This window comes from Fredinandcohnia onubensis, assembly GCF_002734285.1.
Taxonomy (GTDB): Bacteria; Bacillota; Bacilli; order Bacillales; family Bacillaceae_L; genus Ferdinandcohnia; species Ferdinandcohnia onubensis_A.
Map to the genome: position 1 here is coordinate 312,595 of NZ_NSEA01000002.1, position 21,324 is coordinate 333,918.

At 38.8% G+C, this 21,324-nt stretch carries 17 protein-coding genes; 2 read left to right on the forward strand and 15 right to left on the reverse strand.

What is annotated here, in order from left to right:
• Positions 1-7: 7 nt before the first annotated feature.
• The 11 genes from meaB to CKJ95_RS02500 form a co-directional block, all read right to left on the reverse strand.
• Positions 8-1,108 carry a methylmalonyl Co-A mutase-associated GTPase MeaB gene (meaB, locus tag CKJ95_RS02450; protein WP_099351828.1) on the reverse strand — a complete coding sequence of 367 codons (1,101 nt, stop codon included), beginning with the start codon at positions 1,106-1,108 and terminating at the stop codon, positions 8-10.
• Positions 1,101-3,299 carry a methylmalonyl-CoA mutase gene (gene scpA, locus CKJ95_RS02455; protein WP_099351829.1) on the reverse strand — a complete coding sequence of 733 codons (2,199 nt, stop codon included), beginning with the start codon at positions 3,297-3,299 and terminating at the stop codon, positions 1,101-1,103. The genes meaB and scpA overlap by 8 nt, the downstream gene beginning before the upstream one ends.
• Positions 3,292-5,199, reverse strand: coding sequence for a methylmalonyl-CoA mutase family protein (locus CKJ95_RS02460; RefSeq protein WP_099351830.1), 1,908 nt, complete (start codon positions 5,197-5,199; stop codon positions 3,292-3,294). The genes scpA and CKJ95_RS02460 overlap by 8 nt, the downstream gene beginning before the upstream one ends.
• Positions 5,200-5,307: 108 nt before the next feature.
• Positions 5,308-6,591 (reverse strand): dihydrolipoamide acetyltransferase family protein, encoded by a 1,284-nt coding sequence (locus tag CKJ95_RS02465; protein ID WP_099351831.1) that lies wholly within the window; start codon positions 6,589-6,591, stop codon positions 5,308-5,310.
• Positions 6,592-6,644: 53 nt separating this feature from the next.
• The gene (locus CKJ95_RS02470) at positions 6,645-7,628 is read right to left on the reverse strand and encodes an alpha-ketoacid dehydrogenase subunit beta (protein WP_099351832.1); all 984 of its coding nucleotides are present in this window, start codon (positions 7,626-7,628) and stop codon (positions 6,645-6,647) included.
• Positions 7,629-7,640: 12 nt separating this feature from the next.
• Entirely contained in the window at positions 7,641-8,636 is a 996-nt protein-coding gene (locus CKJ95_RS02475) for a thiamine pyrophosphate-dependent dehydrogenase E1 component subunit alpha (protein WP_099351833.1), read from the reverse strand.
• Positions 8,637-8,716: 80 nt separating this feature from the next.
• Complete coding sequence (gene lpdA / locus CKJ95_RS02480) at positions 8,717-10,138, reverse strand: dihydrolipoyl dehydrogenase (protein ID WP_099351834.1); 1,422 nt, start codon at positions 10,136-10,138, stop codon at positions 8,717-8,719.
• A gap of 238 nt (positions 10,139-10,376) precedes the next feature.
• Positions 10,377-11,501 (reverse strand): butyrate kinase, encoded by a 1,125-nt coding sequence (gene buk / locus CKJ95_RS02485; RefSeq protein WP_373604822.1) that lies wholly within the window; start codon positions 11,499-11,501, stop codon positions 10,377-10,379.
• Between the two features lie 102 nt (positions 11,502-11,603).
• Positions 11,604-12,701 carry a branched-chain amino acid dehydrogenase gene (gene bcd, locus CKJ95_RS02490; protein WP_099351836.1) on the reverse strand — a complete coding sequence of 366 codons (1,098 nt, stop codon included), beginning with the start codon at positions 12,699-12,701 and terminating at the stop codon, positions 11,604-11,606.
• 34 nt (positions 12,702-12,735) lie between these two features.
• The gene (gene yqiS / locus CKJ95_RS02495; RefSeq protein ID WP_099351837.1) at positions 12,736-13,641 is read right to left on the reverse strand and encodes a phosphate butyryltransferase; all 906 of its coding nucleotides are present in this window, start codon (positions 13,639-13,641) and stop codon (positions 12,736-12,738) included.
• A gap of 158 nt (positions 13,642-13,799) precedes the next feature.
• Positions 13,800-15,521, reverse strand: coding sequence for a sigma-54 interaction domain-containing protein (locus tag CKJ95_RS02500; RefSeq protein ID WP_099351838.1), 1,722 nt, complete (start codon positions 15,519-15,521; stop codon positions 13,800-13,802).
• A 174-nt stretch (positions 15,522-15,695) separates the two neighbouring features.
• Here CKJ95_RS02500 and CKJ95_RS02505 point away from each other — a divergent pair, with 174 nt between their 5' ends.
• Positions 15,696-15,959 (forward strand): DUF2627 domain-containing protein, encoded by a 264-nt coding sequence (locus CKJ95_RS02505; protein WP_099351839.1) that lies wholly within the window; start codon positions 15,696-15,698, stop codon positions 15,957-15,959.
• Between the two features lie 33 nt (positions 15,960-15,992).
• On the opposite strand, the gene CKJ95_RS02510 is transcribed toward CKJ95_RS02505, so the two are convergent.
• Entirely contained in the window at positions 15,993-16,718 is a 726-nt protein-coding gene (locus CKJ95_RS02510) for a glycerophosphodiester phosphodiesterase (RefSeq protein WP_099351882.1), read from the reverse strand.
• Between the two features lie 69 nt (positions 16,719-16,787).
• Between CKJ95_RS02510 and CKJ95_RS02515 the strand changes: the two genes are divergently transcribed.
• On the forward strand, positions 16,788-16,934 hold the full coding sequence (locus CKJ95_RS02515) for a YycC family protein (protein ID WP_099351840.1): 147 nt from the start codon (positions 16,788-16,790) through the stop codon (positions 16,932-16,934).
• Positions 16,935-17,017: 83 nt separating this feature from the next.
• Here the strand turns inward: CKJ95_RS02515 and spo0A are convergent, their stop codons facing one another.
• From spo0A to recN, 3 genes are all read right to left on the reverse strand, one after another.
• On the reverse strand, positions 17,018-17,806 hold the full coding sequence (spo0A, locus tag CKJ95_RS02520) for a sporulation transcription factor Spo0A (RefSeq protein ID WP_099351841.1): 789 nt from the start codon (positions 17,804-17,806) through the stop codon (positions 17,018-17,020).
• A gap of 281 nt (positions 17,807-18,087) precedes the next feature.
• Entirely contained in the window at positions 18,088-19,377 is a 1,290-nt protein-coding gene (gene spoIVB, locus CKJ95_RS02525) for a SpoIVB peptidase (protein ID WP_099351842.1), read from the reverse strand.
• A gap of 208 nt (positions 19,378-19,585) precedes the next feature.
• A complete protein-coding gene (gene recN / locus CKJ95_RS02530) occupies positions 19,586-21,295 on the reverse strand; it encodes a DNA repair protein RecN (RefSeq protein WP_099351843.1) in 1,710 nt (569 codons plus the stop codon).
• Positions 21,296-21,324: the final 29 nt, after the last annotated feature.

Sequence of the window (21,324 nt, forward strand, 5' to 3'; positions counted from 1 at the left end):
TCTTTTTTTATGCTTCGTATAGCTGAATTAATTCTTTCACAGCCGAGGTTACATTTAAGTCCCCCTCGACAACCTTATTTTCTAAAATGGGAAGTTGTGTTTTAATTGACGGATGATTAAAGAAGCTTGCTTCAAGATAATCTTTTATCATCGCATTTATCCAATGCTTCGTTTGTGAGTTCCTCCGTTCTGTAAAGACACCGGATTCTTTTGTTGTTTCAACAAACCGTTGGATGATTTTCCACATTTCTTCCATACCTTCATGATAAAGTGCTGAAGCTGTATACGCCTTTGATGACCAGCCCTTGGTGCTTGGCTGAAGATAGTGGAGAATCCGATTGTACTCTCCGCGTGCTACCTTTGCCTTCTGTCTATTGTCACCATCTGCTTTATTTATCAATAATGCATCAGCTAGCTCCATAACTCCTTTTTTCATACCTTGTAATTCATCTCCTGCACCTGTCAAAACGAGAAGAAGGAAAAAATCGACCATACTTCTTACCACAACTTCACTTTGCCCAACACCAATTGTCTCTACTAAAATCACATCAAAACCCGCTGCTTCGCAAAGTAAAATCGTTTCTCTGGTTTTTCGATTAACCCCACCAAGGGTCCCGCCTGAAGGTGATGGTCGAATAAATGCATTCCTATTTCGAGCGAGAGTCTCCATTCGCGTTTTATCCCCAAGAATACTTCCACCTGTAATACTGCTGCTTGGGTCAACAGCTAAAACAGCTACTCGATGCCCCTGCTCACATAAATACGAACCGAAGCTTTCAATGAATGTACTTTTCCCCGCTCCAGGTACTCCTGTTATACCAATCCTGACGGAGTTACCTGTATGGGGTAGAATTTCATTAATAACATCCTGAGCCTGGTCTTGATGACGTTTTGCATTACTTTCAACAAGTGTAATCGCTTGTGCAAGAATGGCGCGATCACCGTTTCGAATTCCTTGCACAAACTCTTCTATTGAACGCTCTTTCTTTTTCACAAATTTACGTCTTTCAGTAGGGTTATTTTGTTCTTTTCCCTTCACGATTTCGGTTGTGAAACTATCAGAGGCGTTTTCTGGCACCCAATCAGGACGATTTTTCTTGTCATTCATTGCTCTCTTCCTCATACCCTAAACGACGATAAATTTCCTCGATGACTGTTTGGGCGGCGACTGGTATTACTGTACCAGGTCCGAAAATGGCAGCTGCACCTTGTTCTTTCAAGTACTCATAATCCTGTGCAGGGATGACACCGCCCACAATCACAATAATATCCTCTCGTCCTAGTTTTCTAAGCTCTTCTATAAGCTGTGGCAGTAATGTTTTGTGGCCCGCAGCAAGAGAGCTCATTCCAATTACATGTACATCATTCTCCACTGCTTGTAGGGCTGTTTCTGCAGGTGTCTGGAATAACGGGCCGATATCCACATCAAAGCCAAGGTCCGCGAAGGCAGTAGCAATTACCTTTGCTCCCCGGTCATGTCCATCCTGACCCATTTTTGCAATCAGGATTCTCGGACGTCTTCCCTCATTCTCCAAAAACTCATCCGTCATATGCTTAACATTCATAATTTCTTCCTCATTTGAATATTCAGAGCTATAAATTCCACTAATTGAACGAATAACGGCTTTATGTCTTTGTGATGCTTTTTCAACTGCATTTGAAATTTCTCCTAAAGTAGCACGAACTCTAGCCGCATTCACCGCTAACTCCAACAAATTTCCTTCTCCTGTTGCAACTGCGTTTGTAATAGCAGCTAATGCCTCGTCAACTTTGTTGTCATCACGAGAAGCTTTTAAATCATTTAGTCTCTCAATTTGTTTCAAGCGAACTGCTGTATTATCAATATCTAAAATATCAATAGGGTCCTCTTTTTGTAATCGATATTTATTCACACCAATAATGGTCTCTTTGCCGGAATCAATTCTTGCCTGGCGTCTAGCGGACGCCTCCTCAATTCTCATTTTCGGTAGTCCTGTTTCAATCGCTTTGGTCATTCCACCAAGCTCTTCAATCTCCTCAATATGCTTCCACGCTCTGTCCATAAGCTCCTTGGTTAAGGATTCTACATAATAGGAGCCACCCCACGGATCGATTACATTACAAATCCCCGTTTCATCTTGTAAATATAATTGAGTGTTTCGAGCGATACGAGCAGAGAAGTCAGTTGGAAGTGCGATTGCCTCATCCAGTGCATTTGTATGCAAGGATTGGGTATGACCAGAGACGGCAGCCAATGCTTCAATACATGTTCTTGTGACATTATTGTAAGGATCTTGCTCGGTTAAGCTCCATCCTGAAGTTTGTGAATGTGTTCTTAAAGCAAGAGATTTTGGATTTTTCGGATTGAAGGCCTTCATCATTTGCGCCCAAATGAGTCGTGCCGCTCTCATCTTTGCTACCTCCATAAAATAATTCATGCCGATTGCCCAGAAAAAAGATAGGCGAGGTGCAAAAGAATCAATGTCTATCCCCTTGTTAATTCCTGTTCGTACATATTCCAACCCATCTGCAAGGGTATATGCTAATTCAAGGTCTGCTGGTGCACCTGCTTCTTGCATATGATATCCAGAAATACTAATGCTATTGAACTTCGGCATCTTGTTAGACGTGTACTCAAAAATATCAGAAATAATTCTCATTGATGTTTCTGGTGGGTAAATATACGTATTTCGAACCATATATTCTTTCAATATATCATTCTGAATCGTTCCCGATAATTTTTCAGGAGGAACCCCCTGCTCCTCTGCTGTAACGATATAGAAAGCCATGATTGGAAGTACCGCACCATTCATCGTCATCGAAACACTCATTTGATCAAGTGGAATTCCATCAAATAATGTTTTCATATCAAGAATTGAGTCAATTGCTACTCCTGCTTTACCAACATCACCAACAACACGAGGGTGGTCTGAATCATAACCACGATGAGTTGCTAAATCAAATGCAACAGAAAGGCCTTTTTGCCCCATTGCAAGATTTCGGCGATAAAAAGCATTACTTTCCTCTGCAGTGGAAAATCCAGCGTACTGACGAACCGTCCATGGGCGATTGACGTACATCGTTGGATATGGCCCACGTAAGAATGGAGGAATACCTGGCATATAGTCAAGATGAGTTAGCCCCTCCAGATCTTTTTCTGTATATAAAGGCTTTACTGCAATTTGTTCGTTTGTCTCAAATAGTAAATCCTCAATAGATTGCCTGATTTCTTCTTCTACTTTTTCAGTCCATTGTTCAGGAGTAGATGGTATATCAGACTTCTTTAACTTTATTTTGGAAAGATCAAGTCGTTTAGCCATGTAGCCTCACCCCCATCTCTTGTTGTAATCGATGTAAAAACGCAAAACAATTTGTGCCAATATGGATAAAATCACTGATTCCCGCATTTAAAAATGGTGCCTCATCTTCCGGTTTTCCTGCTATAAAGAAACGCAAGTCTTGGTTGAATTCCTTGAGTTCACCACATATTCTTATAGCCATTTCTGTGTATGATTCGTCCTGCCCACAAAATACAAAAGTTCTAAGATTCATAGCCTTTGCTCCTGCAATAGCGTCTTCAACATTCAGATATCCATCATTTTTTAAAACTTGGAAACCTCCAGCTTCAAAGAACCCCGTAATGAAGTCTGCTCTTGGTTTATGTTCAGGAATTGGACCTAAATTTACTAAACCAACTTTAGGAAGTTCACCAGTAGCTTGCAGATAATCCTCTGAAACTTTTCTCAGTAATTCAAAGCTTTCCGAAATTCTTACTGAAGGAATTGGATTGATTAAAAAGGAAGACTCTGAGCTTTGATTTATTTCTTTTTGCTCTATTTGACCAATCGATGTTTCTTGAATATTAGCATACATATTCGTGCCGACAATTTTATCTCTACGATGGTTCACATTTTTTTGTCTTTCCGATAGAACAGTTGAGATACTTTCTTGAACACTTCCTGATTTTAAAGCTTCAAGCATTCCACCCTGAGACTCAATTTCATTTAATAGCTCCCATGCACTCTCTGCAAGTTCGTTTGTTAATGCTTCGACATACCAAGAGCCACCTGCAGGGTCAATCACCTTATCTAAAAAGGATTCCTTGAGAAGAATCGCTTGCGTGTTTCTTGCAATTCTTCTCGAAAAAGAGTCCGAACTCTTGATTGGTTCATCGAATGCAGAAACGTGTAGGCTCTCGATTCCACCAACAATGGCAGAAAAAGCTTCTATAGTAGAACGCAGCATATTAACATATGGGTCGTGGATTGTTTTTGTAAATGCTGATGTTCTTGCATGGATATGCATTTTTGAGGAATCTTCATTTCCTCCGTACTCTTCAATAACTGTCGACCAAATCATCCTTGCAGCTCTTATTTTCGCAATTTCCATAAATACATTTGAACCAATTGAAAAAGTAAACGTCATACGTTGTGCTATTTCATCAATTGAATGCTTTTTATCGAGTAATTCGCATATATATTCAATCCCAGTTCCGATTGTATAAGCAAGTTCTTGTACCGCATTTGCCCCACCATTATGATATGGTGACCCTTTGACAAGAATCGTTCTTAAATTGGGTTGTTTCTTTGTAGCCCATTTTACCGATTCTGATAATTGTTCATAGGCAACTTCAAGTTTTAAAGGTAGCTGTCCATTTTCGACTAAAGTCGCAAGTGGGTCCATCCCGATTGTTCCTGTGAGAGAATCTTCTTTTGCATAAGATTCAATCAGTGATAAAAAAGGTAATAAATCAGTTTGTGCATCAATTAAGACTGGTGTATTTGACAATGAGATGCCATCAAAGGCTTCCTTCAGATCGTTTTCGTTATGTAAAGCCAGTCCCTCTTTCGGGTTATTTTCCGTTTGCAATGTAAAATGGATCATCGTTTTCCCATTTTGTAGTGCATCCTTTAACGCATTGTTGAATTCTTTAGGCGTCTGTATGTCTATTTCCTGACTCACTTGCCATGGGTTGTTCACGTATCCAGTAGGCTTTGAACCACGCACTTTTGAACCTTCTCCAGGCATATCTTTTAGAAACGGTATATGCTGAATGTCTTCCTTTGTATAAATAGGTTTTAGTGTAATTTTTTCATATGTTTTTTTATGTAATTTTTCAAGAGGCTTTCCTTTTAATGATTTCTCTGCTTCCTGTTTCCATGTATCATAATCTATGGATGGGAAGGTAATATCTTGGTATTTTTTCGATTTATTCGTCACAAGGATTCCCCCTACCTTCGTAATCGTTTTCAACTATAATTTTAGTATATATAATGGGATGTCGCAATGAATAGATAAAAGTAAAAAGACACTGCCTAAGCAATGTCTTTAGTAAATAGATGTATTTTCTTTTGTGGTAGTTTCAATGATTTCCTTGACTCGTGCTAAGAATCGTCCTGCAATAAGACCGTCTAACACACGGTGGTCAAGAGACATACAGAGATTCACCATATCGCGAACAGCAATCATTCCATTAATGATTACCGGTCGTTGTACGATTGATTCAACCTGCAAAATGGCTGCTTGCGGATAATTGATAATCCCCATTGACTGGATTGAACCAAATGAACCTGTATTATTCACTGTAAAGGTACCGCCCTGCATATCGTCAGCAGAAAGCTTACCAGCTCGAACCTTTGTTGCAAGCTCAGTGATTTCCCTTGCAATCCCTTTAATTGATTTTTCGTCCGCATTCTTAATAACTGGAACAAATAGAGCATCTTCTGTGGCAACCGCAATTGAAATATTAATATCCTTTTTCTGAATAATTTTATCTCCTGCCCACATTGAATTTATTTGTGGGAATTCCTTGAGCGCTTGAGCAACTGCTTTTACGAAAAACGCAAAGAATGTAAGGTTAAACCCTTCTTTTTGTTTAAATTCATTTTTAATAGAATTTCTGTATGCGACCATATTGGTAGCATCCACTTCAATCATGGTCCATGCATGTGGAGCTTCATGCTTACTACGTAGCATATTTGCCGCAATCGCTTTACGTACCCCTGTTACTGGTATTTCAACATCACCAACTGCAACCGGTATGTTAGATGGTGACGCAGGCCTACTAGTTTGTGGGGGAGCAACAGGCTGGCTAGTAGGTTTAGACTCTACTGATTCTACTTGCTGACCAGCTGTAGGTATCTGACCAGACTCAATCAATTTTTGGAGATCCTTACGTGTTATTCTACCACTTGCTCCAGTTCCTTTTACCTGAGTTAGATCGATATTATGTTCCTGTGAAAGCTTTAGAACGGCCGGTGAATAGCGTAATTTTTGGGAAGTATCACTTTGCTCTGCCACTACATTTGTAGCTTTTTCAGAAGTGTCTTCTTTGTCAGTGCTTGGGGTTGACTTCTGATCAGTTTCACTTCCTGCCGTTTCAATCACACAGATTACTTCACCTACTGCTAGAGTTTCTCCTTCTTCCGCAATAAGCTCTTTTATTGTTCCTGAAAACGAAGAAGGTACCTCTGCATTCACTTTATCTGTCATTACTTCTGCTAATGGATCATATTTGTTTACAGTATCTCCAACTGCGACAAGCCATTTACTAATGGTGCCCTCTGTAACACTCTCACCGAGTTGGGGCATAGTTATTTTTTCAGTCGCCAATCATGAAACCTCCTCATTTAAAGCAGAATAACTTCTGCGCAAATAAAATAAAGTTAAAATTCCGCTAGCTCTCTCATTGCTTTTTCGACTTTGTCTGGGTTCACCATGAAGTATTTTTCCATAGTTGGTGCGTATGGCATAGCAGGTACTTCTGGACCGGCAAGTCGCTTAATTGGTGCGTCTAAATCAAATAAACAATTCTCAGCAATGATTGCGGAAACTTCACTTATAATACTTCCTTCTTTATTATCTTCTGTTAACAATAAGACTTTGCCCGTCTTTGAAGCTGCTTCAATAATCGCTTCTTTATCAAGCGGATATACGGTACGTAAATCAAGAATATGAGCTTGAATTCCATCCTTTGCAAGACGCTCTGCAGCCTGCAAAGCAAAATGCACACACAATCCATAAGTAATTACCGTAATATCGTCACCCTCACGCTTCACATCTGCCTTACCAATTGGCAATACATAGTCATCATCTGGTACCTCGCCTTTAATTAAGCGATAAGCACGTTTATGCTCGAAGAATAATACTGGGTCTTCATCACGAATAGCAGCCTTTAATAAGCCTTTTACATCATAAGGGGTAGATGGCATCACAATTTTCAAGCCCGGTTGGTTTGCAAAAACCGCTTCAACTGATTGTGAGTGATAAAGGGCACCATGGACTCCGCCACCATATGGAGCACGAATGGTAATTGGACAACTCCAATCATTGTTCGAACGGTAACGTATTTTAGCGGCTTCAGAAATAATTTGATTGACTGCAGGCATTATAAAATCTGCAAATTGCATTTCAGCAATAGGTCTCATTCCATACATAGCTGCACCAATCCCAACACCTGCAATGGCTGACTCAGCTAAAGGGGTGTCAATTACACGTTGCTCCCCAAATTTTTCATATAGTCCATTTGTCGCCTTAAACACTCCTCCTTTTTTTCCTACATCCTCTCCCAAAATAAAAACTTTAGGATCACGTTCCATTTCTTCACGAATTGCCATTGTCACGGCATCAATATATGAAATTACAGCCATTCTTTTTCCCCCTTACTGTTCAGCGTAAACATATTTTAGAGCATGCTCTGGCTCCGCGTATGGAGCATTTTCTGCATAGTCTGTTGCTTCATTAACAAGCTTCGCAATACGGTCTATGATTTCCTGTTCTTTTGCCTTATCTAGTACTCCTACTTCCTTTAAATAAGCTGCAAAAGAGAGGATTGGATCATTTTTCTTTGCTTCTGCCACTTCTTCCTGCTCACGATATGCACGATCATCATCATCAGATGAGTGCGCAGTCAATCGATACGAGATTGTCTCAACTAAAGTTGGTCCCTCCCCTTGACGGCCTCTGTCTGCTGCTTCTTTCACTGCTTTATATACTTCAAGAGGATCATTTCCATCAACAGTTACACCAGGCATTCCATATCCAATGGCACGATCGGAAATCTTTTCACAGGCCACCTGCTTTTCATACGGAACAGAAATGGCGTATTTATTATTTTCACACATGAAGATAACGGGTAGTTTATGGACGGCTGCGAAATTCGCACCTTCATGAAAGTCGCCTTGGTTAGATGAACCTTCACCGAATGTAACAAAAGTAACTAAATCTTTTCCTTCCATCCTTCCCCCTAAGGCTACACCAACTGCATGAGGAACCTGTGTAGTAACTGGAGACGAACCCGTTACAATACGGTTTTTCTTTTGACCAAAATGACCAGGCATTTGACGTCCACCTGAATTTGGGTCTTCAGCCTTTGCAAATGCAGACAACATCAATTCCTTAGCAGTCATTCCAAATGTAAGAACCACTCCCATATCCCGGTAATATGGCAATACATAATCTTTTTCGCGTTCTAGGGCAAATGCCGCACCTACTTGTGCTGCTTCTTGACCTTGACAGGAAATAACAAATGGAATTTTACCTGCACGATTTAATAACCACATTCTCTCATCTATTTTTCTAGCTAAAAGCATTGTTTCATACATTTCAAGAACTGTATCATCACTTAACCCCAATGCTTGATGACGATTTTCGGACATGAAAAGACCTCCTTAAAAAATCATAATTTGCGCAGGTTGGACAAGCCCGCTAATTAAAAAATATTAAAAACCGAACCAAATTATGCGTGTATGGCTTTACCATCAACAGCTAAAGCAGCTTCACCAATCGCTTCAGATAAGGTTGGGTGAGGGTGTATGGTGTGTGCAACCTCCCATGGAGTTGCGTCTAGGACTCTTGCCAATCCAGCCTCTGAAATCATATCCGTTACATGTGGCCCGATCATATGAACACCTAGTAAATCGTTTGTAGCTTCATCAACAACAAGTTTTACAAATCCATCAGATTCACCAAAAACAAGGGCTTTCCCAATTGCTCTAAATGAAAACTTCCCTATTTTCACTGTGTAACCTTTTTCTTTCGCTTCCTCTTCTGTAAAACCAACACTCGCTACTTCTGGATTACTGTATACACATTTAGATACAAGTGAATAATCAATCGGCATCGGATTCTCACCAGCAATATGCTCAACCGCCACTATTCCCTCATGGGATGCAACATGTGCAAGTTGAAGGCCTCCAATTACGTCTCCAATTGCGTAAATATGAGACTCTTTCGTTTGGAAAAATTCATTCGTTTTGATATACCCTTTTTCTACAACAATCTCCGTATTTTCTAGGCCAATATTTTCTACATTTGCTTGTCGACCGACAGATACAAGAACCTTTTCTGCTGAAAAAGATTTTATTTCCCCTTTTTGCTCAGCTTGAATTGTAATTCCTTCTCCTTTTTCAAGGGTCTCTGGCAATACTTTTGCACCTGTAACAATTTTTACGCCTTTTTTCTTAAGCAATCGCTGCATTTCCTTTGAAACTTCATGATCCTCGGTTGGAAGAATTCGATTCGCATACTCAAGGACTGTAACTTCAACACCGAAATCGTGCAGCATTGACGCCCATTCAATCCCTATTACACCTCCGCCAACAATGACTATTGATCTTGGCAGACTCTCCATTTGAAGAGCTTCATCGGAAGTTAAAACGTATTCCCCATCAATTTCAAGTCCAGGTAAAGAACGCGGTCTAGACCCTGTTGCAATAATTACATTTTTAGGAATCAACATTTCATTTTCTTCGCCATTATTCATTTCGACTGAAATTGTCCCAGGCATTGGTGAAAATATAGATGGGCCTAAGATGCGACCAAATCCGTCAACGACATCGATTTTCCCTTGTTTCATTAAATGTTGAACACCTTTATATAGTTGCTCTGTGATTTTATCTTTTCGTTCCTGTACTTTTGAAAAATCAAGTGAAACATCTTTTGTGATAACCCCAAATTCTTCACTTCTTTTCGTTGTTGCATACACTTCAGCACTTCTAAGTAGAGCTTTACTTGGGATACAGCCCGCATGTAAACAGGTTCCTCCAAGCTTACCTTTTTCTACAACTGCCACTTTCAGTCCCAGTTGTGAGGCACGAATGGCTGCTACATAGCCACCGGTCCCGCCTCCTAAAATCACTAAATCATATTCTTTTGACATCTAATTCACCTACTCGCTCCACTTATTTTAAGATGATGTTTAAAAAGCCGGCCGAAAATGACACATCTAATTTCTGCGTTGTCTTGCTTCTCCGTTCCTCACGTATTAACTGCATACGTTCCGGTACTCAAAGCTGCGCCGCCTTGAACTTTCGACGCACAGGACGTGCTAGTGTCGACAATGCCACAGGACGTGGCGTTTTTGTCGACGCGGTCCTTTCAACCTCCATTTTAAACACCTATTTTAAGACCGGGGTTTGAAGTGGTTTTCCTGGATATTCTTTTTCCTTCTCTTCCCCTTGCAGTACACGTAATGCTCCCTCCGCCAGTGCCCTTAGTTCATTCTCTCCTGGCTGGACGATAACATCTGCAATCCAATTCACTCGGTTAGAAATTTCGGATATAAACTCGTTTCCATAAGCTAATCCACCGGTTAAAATTATGGCATCAACACGTCCAGATAAGGCTGCACTTGCTGCTCCTATTTCTTTGGAGATTTGGTAGGCCATTGCCTGGTAAACTAATTTCGCCTTTTCATCCCCGTGTTTAATCATTTTTTCGACTTCAATTGCATTATTTGTACCGAGATATCCTACCAATCCACCATGACCTACTAGCTTTTTCATGATTTCTTCTCGAAAATATTGACCAGAAAAACAGAGGTCGATTAAATCCCCCGCAGGAACTGTCCCAGCACGTTCTGGGCTAAATGGTCCATCACCATGCAACCCATTATTAACGTCCACGACTTTACCTTGTTTATGGACACCGACAGTAATTCCTCCGCCCATATGAGTGACGATTAAATTTAAATCCTCATATTTTTTTCCGAGATCCTTCGCAATTCTTCGTGCGACTGCCTTTTGATTTAAAGCATGAAAAATGCTTCTTCTCTCAATCAAATCAAAGCCCGATATTCTAGCAATTGGCTCAAGCTCATCAACGACAACTGGATCTACAATATAGGGAGGAATGTTTAAGCCAGATGCAATTTCATATGCTAATATACCCCCGAGGTTTGAAGCATGCTGACCTGCATAACCAATACGCAAATCATGTAGCATTTCATCATTAACCTTGTAAGTACCACCTTGAATTGGTTTTAACAACCCACCTCTTCCACAGACGGCATTTAATTTTGAAATATTTATGCCCTCATTATCTAACGTTTCGAGAATCGTTGTTTTTCGAAATTCATATTGATCGATGATATTTTCATAAGCGTCTAATTCTGACACATCATGTCTAATCGTTTTCTCAAAAACCGAGAGTTCATTATCATATACACCAATTTTTGTTGATGTTGACCCCGGATTGATAACGAGAATACGATATTCTTTGTCATGCAATATTGAAACCTCCATCTGCTTAAGGCTGTGCTTCGTTTGTTTTGCATTCATGTTTGCAACTTATGAAGGTAAAAAGGAGGAAAAGCTTTGCTTAAAGCCTTCCCCCACTACAAGCCTTTACTTTCTGCGACTTAAAATGTGGTGCCCGTTTTGTAAAAACTGACTTCTAGAATTTCTCATTCTTTCGATTCGTTCCTCCGCCAATCGATCTGCCGCTTGGTAGGTTGGAATACCATCTCTTTTTGCAATTTCAATTACCTTTGCAATTGTGTCATAAATGGATTCAACCTTTTTAAGAGCACGGTCTTGGTTGTACCCATATAATTCATCTGCAACATTGATGACTCCACCAGCATTAATAACATAGTCTGGAGCGTAAACGATTCCTAATTCATGAATCGTGTCACCATGACGAGGTTCTTTTAACTGATTGTTTGCAGATCCTGCAATGACCTTTGCTTTTAATAGCGGAATTGTCTCATCGTTTACTGTAGCACCGAGTGCACAAGGTGCATAAATATCGCAATCCACCCCATAAATGTCGTTAGGGTCCACTGCTCTGGCACCAAAATCTCTTACAGCGCGATCTACTGCATCTTTATTAATATCTGTTACGATTAAATTTGCTCCTTCTTCATGAAGGTATTTACAAAGTGTGTACGCCACATTTCCTACACCTTGAACAGCTATTATCTTTCCTTCAAGTGAATCCGAACCAAATGCTTCTTTTGCAGCAGCCTTCATGCCGCGGTATACACCAAATGCGGTTACCGGAGATGGGTTTCCTGATGATCCAAACGCTGGTGAGATACCTGTTACAAAATCTGTTTCTTCGTGGATAATGTCCATATCTGCAACAGTAGTACCAACATCTTCAGCGGTAATATATCGGCCATTCAGCCCTTGGATATAACGTCCAAATGCACGGAACATTTCTTCATTTTTATCCTTGCGTGGGTCACCAATTATAACTGTTTTACCTCCACCTAGATTTAATCCAGCAGCGGCATTCTTATATGTCATCCCCTTCGCTAATCTGAGTGCATCCTCAATTGCAGCTTCCTCTGAAGCATATGTCCACATACGTGTACCACCAAGAGCTGGTCCCAACGTTGTATCGTGAATAGCGATAATCGCCTTTAGTCCAGATTGTTTGTCCTGACAAAATACTAATTGCTCATAATCATATTTTTCCATGTAAGAAAAGATTTCCATTTGTATGTTCCTCCCAAGATTGACTAAAAGTTGATTACTTGCTGGCAGAGCAAACCGCCAATGCCAATGAATATAATTTACTTTTTGCAGAATCGGCTCTAGAAGTTAATACAATTGGTGCACGAGCACCCGCAATAACAGCCCCAACTTCTGCTTTTGCAAAATAGACTAAAGATTTATATAATGCATTCCCAACTTCTATCGTTGGAACTAGCAAAATATCAGCCTGTCCAGCCACTTCACTCGCGATACCTTTATGCACTGCTGCTGAAATTGAGATGGCATTATCGAGCGCTAACGGACCATCGACAATACAATTAGGAATTTGTCCGCGATGATTCATTTGGGTTAAAACGGCTGCATCCAAAGTTGACTGCATCGAAGGATTAACCACTTCAACGGCAGCAATTGGTGCAACTTTTGGTACTGAGATACCGATTGAATTTGCCACTTTTACGGCATTATTTAAAATCTGTATCTTTTCCTGAAGTTCCGGAGATATATTCATCGCCGCATCCGTAACGATGATGAGGCGGTCATAATCTGGTACTTCAAATACAGCAACGTGTGATAGGATACCTCCTGCACGCAGTCCATATTCTTTATTCAAAACTGCCTTAAGAATAGTGGAGGTTGGAATATTTCCTTTCATTAACACATCTGCTTCACCAGAATGAACCGCTCTAACTGCAGCCACTGCCGCCTCTTCTTTTGATGAGACATTTAATACAACAAGTGCCTCTTGTCCTGTCCCATATCCCCCTTTTTCAGAAAGGATTTGTTCAATTTTTTCTTGATTACCAAACAACAAAAAACGGGAAAGCTTGTTTTTTACAGCTTCTACTACAGCTTCAAGTACTTCTTCATCCTCGGCAGCTGCAACTGCAACGGTCACTTGTGATTGTTCGGCTGCAATACTAATAAGATCAGTAAGTTTCATTTAGACTTTACCTTCTTTTCAATCAAAATTCCCCTTGTTACACCTTTTTATTATGCAATTATCGTGCCAACATATTTTTGTGTAAGCGCTTTATATCGTTAACTTTCTCTGAATTTTTTTGTGCAAATTCCTGCATACTTTGCAAATTATTGCGTGCTTTAATTTGCAAGATTATATTTCTCTAACTTATAATACAGGCTTCTTAGGGATATCCCTAATGATTTAGCAGCTGCTGTTTTATTTCCACCATTTAACTTTAATACTTCAGCAATTACTTCTGCTTCGTATTTTTCTACTAATTCCGTTAGTGGAACGTCTTTAATTTCAGTTGCAGCTAACAATTGTTTAGCAGGGACTTTCTCATTCAAACTATGTAATGGTTGTACATGTTTTATATCTATTAGTCTTTCCTGATAGTTCATAAAGATTACGGCTCTGCCTAGGACATTCTCTAGCTCCCTAACATTCCCTGGCCAGTCATATTCATACAAATAATTGATCGCGCCATCAGTTAGCCCCTCAACTGTCCGACCATAATCCTGATTTATTTTATGCAGCAGATGTTCTGCTAGTGGTTTAATATCTTGTTTTCGCAATCGTAATGAAGGGATGTAAATCGGAATTTTATTTAGACGATAGTAGAGGTCTTCTCTAAATGTTCCGTTGCCAATTCCTTTTTCTAAATTCACATTCGTAGCTGCAATGATTCTTACGTCAATTGGAATTGGTTTCGTTCCACCAACTCGAACGATCTCTCGTTCCTGCAATACCCGTAGTAATTTAGCCTGGGTATTTAATGACATCTCCCCAATTTCATCTAGGAAAATACTGCCATTATTCGCTTCCTCAAAAATACCTCGTTTGCCACCACGTTTTGCTCCCGAAAAAGCTCCTTCTTCATATCCAAAAAGCTCACTTTCTAACAGCGATTCTGAAATCGCAGCACAATTCACACGAACAAACTTATTAAATTTTCGTTTACTTTCATTATGTATCGCATGTGCAAATAATTCTTTACCTGTTCCAGATTCACCTCTAAGTAAGACCGTAGCAGGAGTTTTCGCACCAAGTTTTGCTTGTTCTATAGCAAATTCCATCTCTTCAGAAGAACCGATGATATCGTCAAACGTATATTTCGCTTCAAGTGATCGAATGATATGTCTGGCTCGATTTAATTCAGATGTTAACTGAGTTATTTCAGATACATCATGAATGACACCAACACTACCCTTTAGCTTTCCATCCACAATGATGGGTGCAACGTTAACAATCACATCTTTTTCGTGTGGCCCTACTTTCATGCGGGCACCTCTTACAGCTCTTCTTGTTTTTAAAACTTGCATATGCATACTTTCGCCTTCAGATATATCAGCATTTGCAGGTTTCCCAATTACTTGCTCTTTTTCAAGTCCAGTAATTCGAGTGTACGCGCGATTAATTAATATGCCTCGTCCATCTTCATCAACAACCGAAATTGCCTCTTCAGAGGATTGAATAATTGCTTCGAGCAATGTTTGTATTTCTTTTAAATTTGTAATTTCTTCAGCAAGATCTACAACTTCAGTAATATCTTTAAAAACAGCAAATGCACCTAATAACATACCCGATTCATTGACCATCGGGATTCGGGTTGTAATGATTTTACGTCCATTTTTCAAAACGAATTCCTGGTTGACCTCAATGGCTCTTGTCGTAAGAATGTCGGGTAATCGGCTATCAGGAATACACTCATATATATGTTTTCCAATTGCTTCTTCCTTCGCGACACCAATCATCCTAGACGCACTGTTGTTTAGTAAGATGACTTGGCTATCAATATCAATGACAATCATTCCATCATGGGTTGAATCTAAGATCAAATCGACCATAACTTTCTGCATAACCACAGCCACCTCCTAACAAAGATTTATACCATGCAATATTTTACACACCTTCAAAAACCATTTTGCAAAAACATGCACACTTATATAATAACCTGAATCCTCCATCTTGACAAATTTTATTAATGGCTTACATTTAATATATAACTCGTTTTTATTGAAAGGATTTTTGATATGCAACGTATACTGGCTCTAATTGTGCTACTAATACCAGGAGTTATTGCAGGGGTTGGAATTAAATTTATGAGGGATATGTTTTTTGGTGTTTTGCACAGCCCGATTCCATCCTTAATGCTACAATTTATTATTGGCCTTATTTTCTTTTTAGCAGGTCTCTCTTTTATTGGCGGCTTCATTTTACACCGTGACCGGAAAAGAAATAAAGTTCAGGAAAAATTTCAAAACGAAAGCTCACCTGCTGGCGAGCAAAATAAATAATCCTGCTTATTTAAGCAGGATTTTTTGAGGTTATTATGTTAAAGCTAACGCTTTCTTCGGGTAATCTGTGATGATAGCAGAACAACCAAAATCAATAAATTGCTTCATCTTTTTCTCATCATTTATTGTAAAAGGACGTACAGCAATCCCATTCAGCTTTGATTCTTCAACTATTTCCTTATTTATCGTCTGGTGATATGGATGAATTCCGTTCGTCTTAAGACGCTTTGCATAATCCCACGGCTCATAAAGTCCTTCCATATACAAAATGGCAAGATCAATTGTACTTGAAATGCGCCTACACTTAACTAAACTATAATGATTAAAGCTTGATAAAACAATCCGATTTTCAATACCATAGTCACCAATCATCTTCAATGTCTTCTCTTCTATGTCCTTATACGAAACTAACCCTGTCTTAAATTCAACATTTATTAGCAATTGGTTTGATTTTGCCCAATCAAATACCTCTTCTAGTGTCGGAATTTCACAAATACCGTACTTATCCTTAAACTTGTAACTCACATCCATTTTTTTGATTTGTTTTAATGTATAATCTTTAACCCAACCCTTATGCTTTCCATTCGTAGTACGTTTAACGGTTTCATCATGGATAACCACAATGACTCCATCCTTTGTCATTTGAATATCTAACTCAATACCATCTGCGCCAACCCTGGCCGCTTCTTTAAACGATATCATTGTATTTTCCGGGTGTGTTCCGGCAGAACCTCTATGACCAAAAATTTTCGTTTTCATCATTGATATTCTCCTTTTTTTGGTATACTTCCATTATAGAGTAATTTTAGTAAAGGGAGAAACCATTATATGAGACCATTGCAAATTTCTGCTGAAACAGCAATCCGATTATCAAAAGCCCTAAATGTCCCGATTGAGCAAATCATCCATATGCCTCAACATATTCTTGTAAAAAAAATGATGGAGCTGGAGAAGGCCGAAAAAGAAGAGAAATAAGAAAAACACCGTTCCCACTTGGAAACGGTGTTTTTCTATCATATAACAAATAATAAGTTCAGTTGTAGTTACTCCTTACCCTCTCAAGACGCTTTATGCTCAAGACGGAGCTTATCTGCCACCATTGCGATAAATTCTGAGTTTGTAGGCTTTGCTTTAGACATACTTACTGTATAACCAAAAAGATTAGAGATAGAATCGATATTGCCTCGACTCCATGCAACTTCGATTGCATGACGAATCGCACGCTCAACACGGCTTGCAGTTGTATTGAACTTCTTTGCAATATCAGGATAAAGTACCTTTGTAATTGACCCTAATAATTCAATATCATTGTATACCATTGAGATTGCTTCTCTTAGATAAAGATATCCTTTAATATGGGCAGGGACCCCAATCTCATGAATAATACTTGTAATGCTCGCGTCTAAATTTTTCGGACTATTTTCTGTACGAACAACATTGCTTCCAGTATTTCGTTTAATAATCGGAGCAGTCTTTCCGCTTACTTGACGAATTCGACTTGCAAGATTTTCCATATCAAATGGCTTGAGAATAAAATACGCAGCACCTAAATCGACAGCTTTTTTCGTCACATCCTCTTGTCCAAATGCCGTTAACATAATGACATTTGGCTGTTTTTCAAGATTTAATTCACGAAGTCTCTCTAATACTGCTAAGCCATCTAGATGAGGCATAATAATATCTAAAACGAGAACGTCTGGTTGTTTATCTTGAAGCATGTTCAGGCAATCTTGACCGTTAAACGCAACACCTAATACTTCGATGTCGTCTTGGCTCGATAAATATTCGTCAAGTAAATTAACCAGTTCTCTATTATCATCAACCACACAAACTTTAATTTTTTTCACTCTATTTCCTCCTCAAGCTTAAATCCAGAAAATTTGTATATATTCTTATTCTAAAGAAAGAATTCGACAATGCAATAAGAATTCCTTTAATTTTTTAAAAAAATAGGAAAATTTTATTGAAAAATAAATTATTCTCCATTATAATGAAGTATTCGACTAAAAACGCCAATATTTATTGATGAAATTTGGGTTTTGTCGAAAAATCTTTATACCCTTTTTATTATATAAGCTAAATCAAAATTTGGCGATATCTTTTATAGAATCGAAAAAAAAGGCAAGCATTAGCTCGCCTTTTTTTGTTCTTTTTTATAAATATCAATACCCGCCTCACTTAGCATCCACTCGATATGGACACCATATCCGCTTGTTGGGTCATTTACAAATACATGTGTAACGGCTCCAATTAGTTTACCGTCTTGAATGATTGGACTACCGCTCATACCTTGAACGATACCACCTGTTTTTTCTAAAAGGCGTTTATCCGTTATTTTAACAACCATTCCTTTTGTTGCAGGAATTTTTTGAGGAACTGCACTCACAATTTCAATATCAAATTCCTCTACTTTATCATCTTCAACAACCGTTAAGATTTTCGCGGGTCCTGGTTTTACTTGGTGTGAAAGTGCAATTGGCAACGGCTTATCCATAATGCCGTTATTCACTTGTTTGTTTAACTCACCAAAAATGCCAAATGGACTGTTACGTTTGATGTTCCCGATAATTTCTTTATCTGCTGAAAAACGCGCAAGTTTTTCACCTGGATCACCATTGCTTCCTTTTTCAATCGAGGTAACGGTAGATCTAACAATTTGGCCATCTGATACGACAATTGGCTCTTTAGTATCCATATCTGAGATAACATGACCTAATGCCCCGTACTTCTTCGTTTCCGGATGGTAGAAGGTCATAGTCCCTATACCAGCAGCTGAATCGCGTATATAAAGACCAATTCGATAAGCTTGATCGTTCTTATCCTTAAGTGGCATGAGCTTTGCCTTTATATCTTCGTTGTCTCGAACAATTACCAGGTTTAACGGCTCCCCTGTCTTACCCGATTCTTGAACAAATGGTCCAACATCGCTCATCTTTTCGATTTTCTTACCGTTAATTTCTTTAATAATGTCGCCAACCTCTACTCCAGCAATCTCACCTGGGGATTTTTTCCCATCTTCTGTTTCGATTTGGTGATGTCCGACGACCAAAACACCTAGTGTATTTAGTTTCACACCAATTGATTGTCCTCCAGGAATAACCTTAAAATCAGATAAAACATTTACGTTAACCTTTTTTACTGGAATACCAGCTAATTCAACCATCATCTCACCTTCACCGCTTTCATTTGCAGCAACTGAGATTTGTTTGTTCTCCACCGCTGACGAAAAGGCAAAACTGGCATTATGAGTAGTTGTTGTGACTGGTAGTGAGGATTGGACAGTAAAATCTTGGCCTTCAAATAGAGTAAGTTGTTTTGGAATTTCTAAATAATCTTTTACCGGCTTAAAAAACCCTAAAGCCATTATTGAAACAAGGAGAAATGTACCGATTATATATCTAATTTTATCTATTTTCATTCATTTTTCACTCTCCTCGCTCCTATCCCACGCCATAAATCAAACCACTATTAGAAGTGGTGACTTACTAAAAAAAGTTTTTATGGCTACATTCTATAATTTGGCCTTTCAAGGCCACATTTATAACCACTATGAGATTAAAAAAGCTACCCATTTTGGATAGCATTACAAATAAAATTTGCTTCTCATTTTGTATATCATAAAGACATTAGTGTTTAACCATCTGTCTTGCATGTTTGCTTTCCTTCGCAAGATTCAATAATTCTTGTGCATGTTCCTTTGTCAAATCCGTTATTTCGACCCCGGAGATCATTCTGCTTATTTCTTTAACTTTAGCATCCTCATCCAATGGTGTTACGGATGTGATGGTTCTACCTTGTACGGTCTCCTTGGATATAAACAAATGGGTATCTGCCATGGCTGCTACCTGAGGGAGATGGGAAATACAAAGTACTTGTGAGCCTATTGAGATACCATGGATTTTTTCAGCGATTGCTTGGGCAACACGACCACTAACCCCCGTATCAACTTCATCAAAAATAATGGATGTAACACCTTGATGCTTCGAAAAAATGCCTTTAATGGCAAGCATAATCCTTGATAACTCTCCACCCGATGCAATTTTTGCTAAAGGTTTAAGTGGTTCACCTGGATTTGTCGAAATATAAAATTCAATATCATCTTTCCCATTTGGAGTGAATTTAATAGTCGATTCCTCAAAAAAGTTAATATCAAATTTTGCTTTTTCCATATATAGCTCTTTTAATTCCTGTGTAATTTTATGAATTAGCTCTTTTGCTAATTTTTTTCGAAGGTTTGAGAGATTATCGGCTTCAAGCTTCACATCCTCTAGTACTGACTCTAGCTCTTCCTTGATCTTACCGATATGTTGCTCGCGATTTTGAATAGTATCGACTTCATCCTCTATTTTTGCTGCATATTCGAGGATTTCCTCAACAGTTTGTCCATATTTTCGCTTTAATTGAGCAATTTCATTTAAACGACCTTCAATATAGTCAAGTCTTGCAGGATCATATTCTAATTCGTCTAATTGAGTTCTGATTTTATAGGAGATTTCCTCTAATAAATAGAAGCTATTGGAGATGGTCTCATGGATATTTTTTAAGTCTTTATCAATATCCATAATATCTTCTGCATGATTCATGGCTAAGCCAACCCAGTCAAGTCCTTTTTGGTCACCATGTAGAGCATTATAACTATTTTGTAAGGCTTTGAAGATTTTTTCGTAATTTGAAATCTTTCTTCTTTCCTCGGTTAATTCCACATCTTCATTCGGCTGCAAATTTGCATTGCCAATTTCATTTAATTGAAATTGAATTAAATCAAGTCGATGGGCCATTTCTTGTTCATTTTCATTAAAGCTTTTTAACCGTTGCTTTACCTGTAAATAGCTCTTATAAACCTCTTGATAGGCCTTTAATGCTTTTTCAAGCAATTTTCCACCGTATTGATCAAGCATATGTATATGTTGTTCCTGATTCATTAAATCTTGGTGTTCATGTTGACCATGGATGTCGATTAACGTTCTCCCAAATTCACGAAGAATCGATATTGTGACGAGTTTGCCGTTTATTCTACAGACACTTTTTCCCGATTTAGAAATATCTCTTCGTAAAACAATCATTCCCTCGCTTATTTCAATTCCAAACTCTTCAGCTTTCGCATAACAAGGATGATTGTTATTATCGATCAAAAATAGACCCTCTATTTCTGCTCGGTCTTCGCCATATCGTACAAATTCTACAGAACCTCTTCCTCCCACCAATAAATGGACAGCATCAATAATGATGGACTTACCCGCTCCTGTTTCACCTGTTAGAACTGTCAAGCCTTTTTCTAATGAAACCGAAAGGGACTCAATAATGGCAAAGTTCTTTATTGATAATTCTGCTAACAATTCCTACACCTCCTAATTCCACTCTCTCC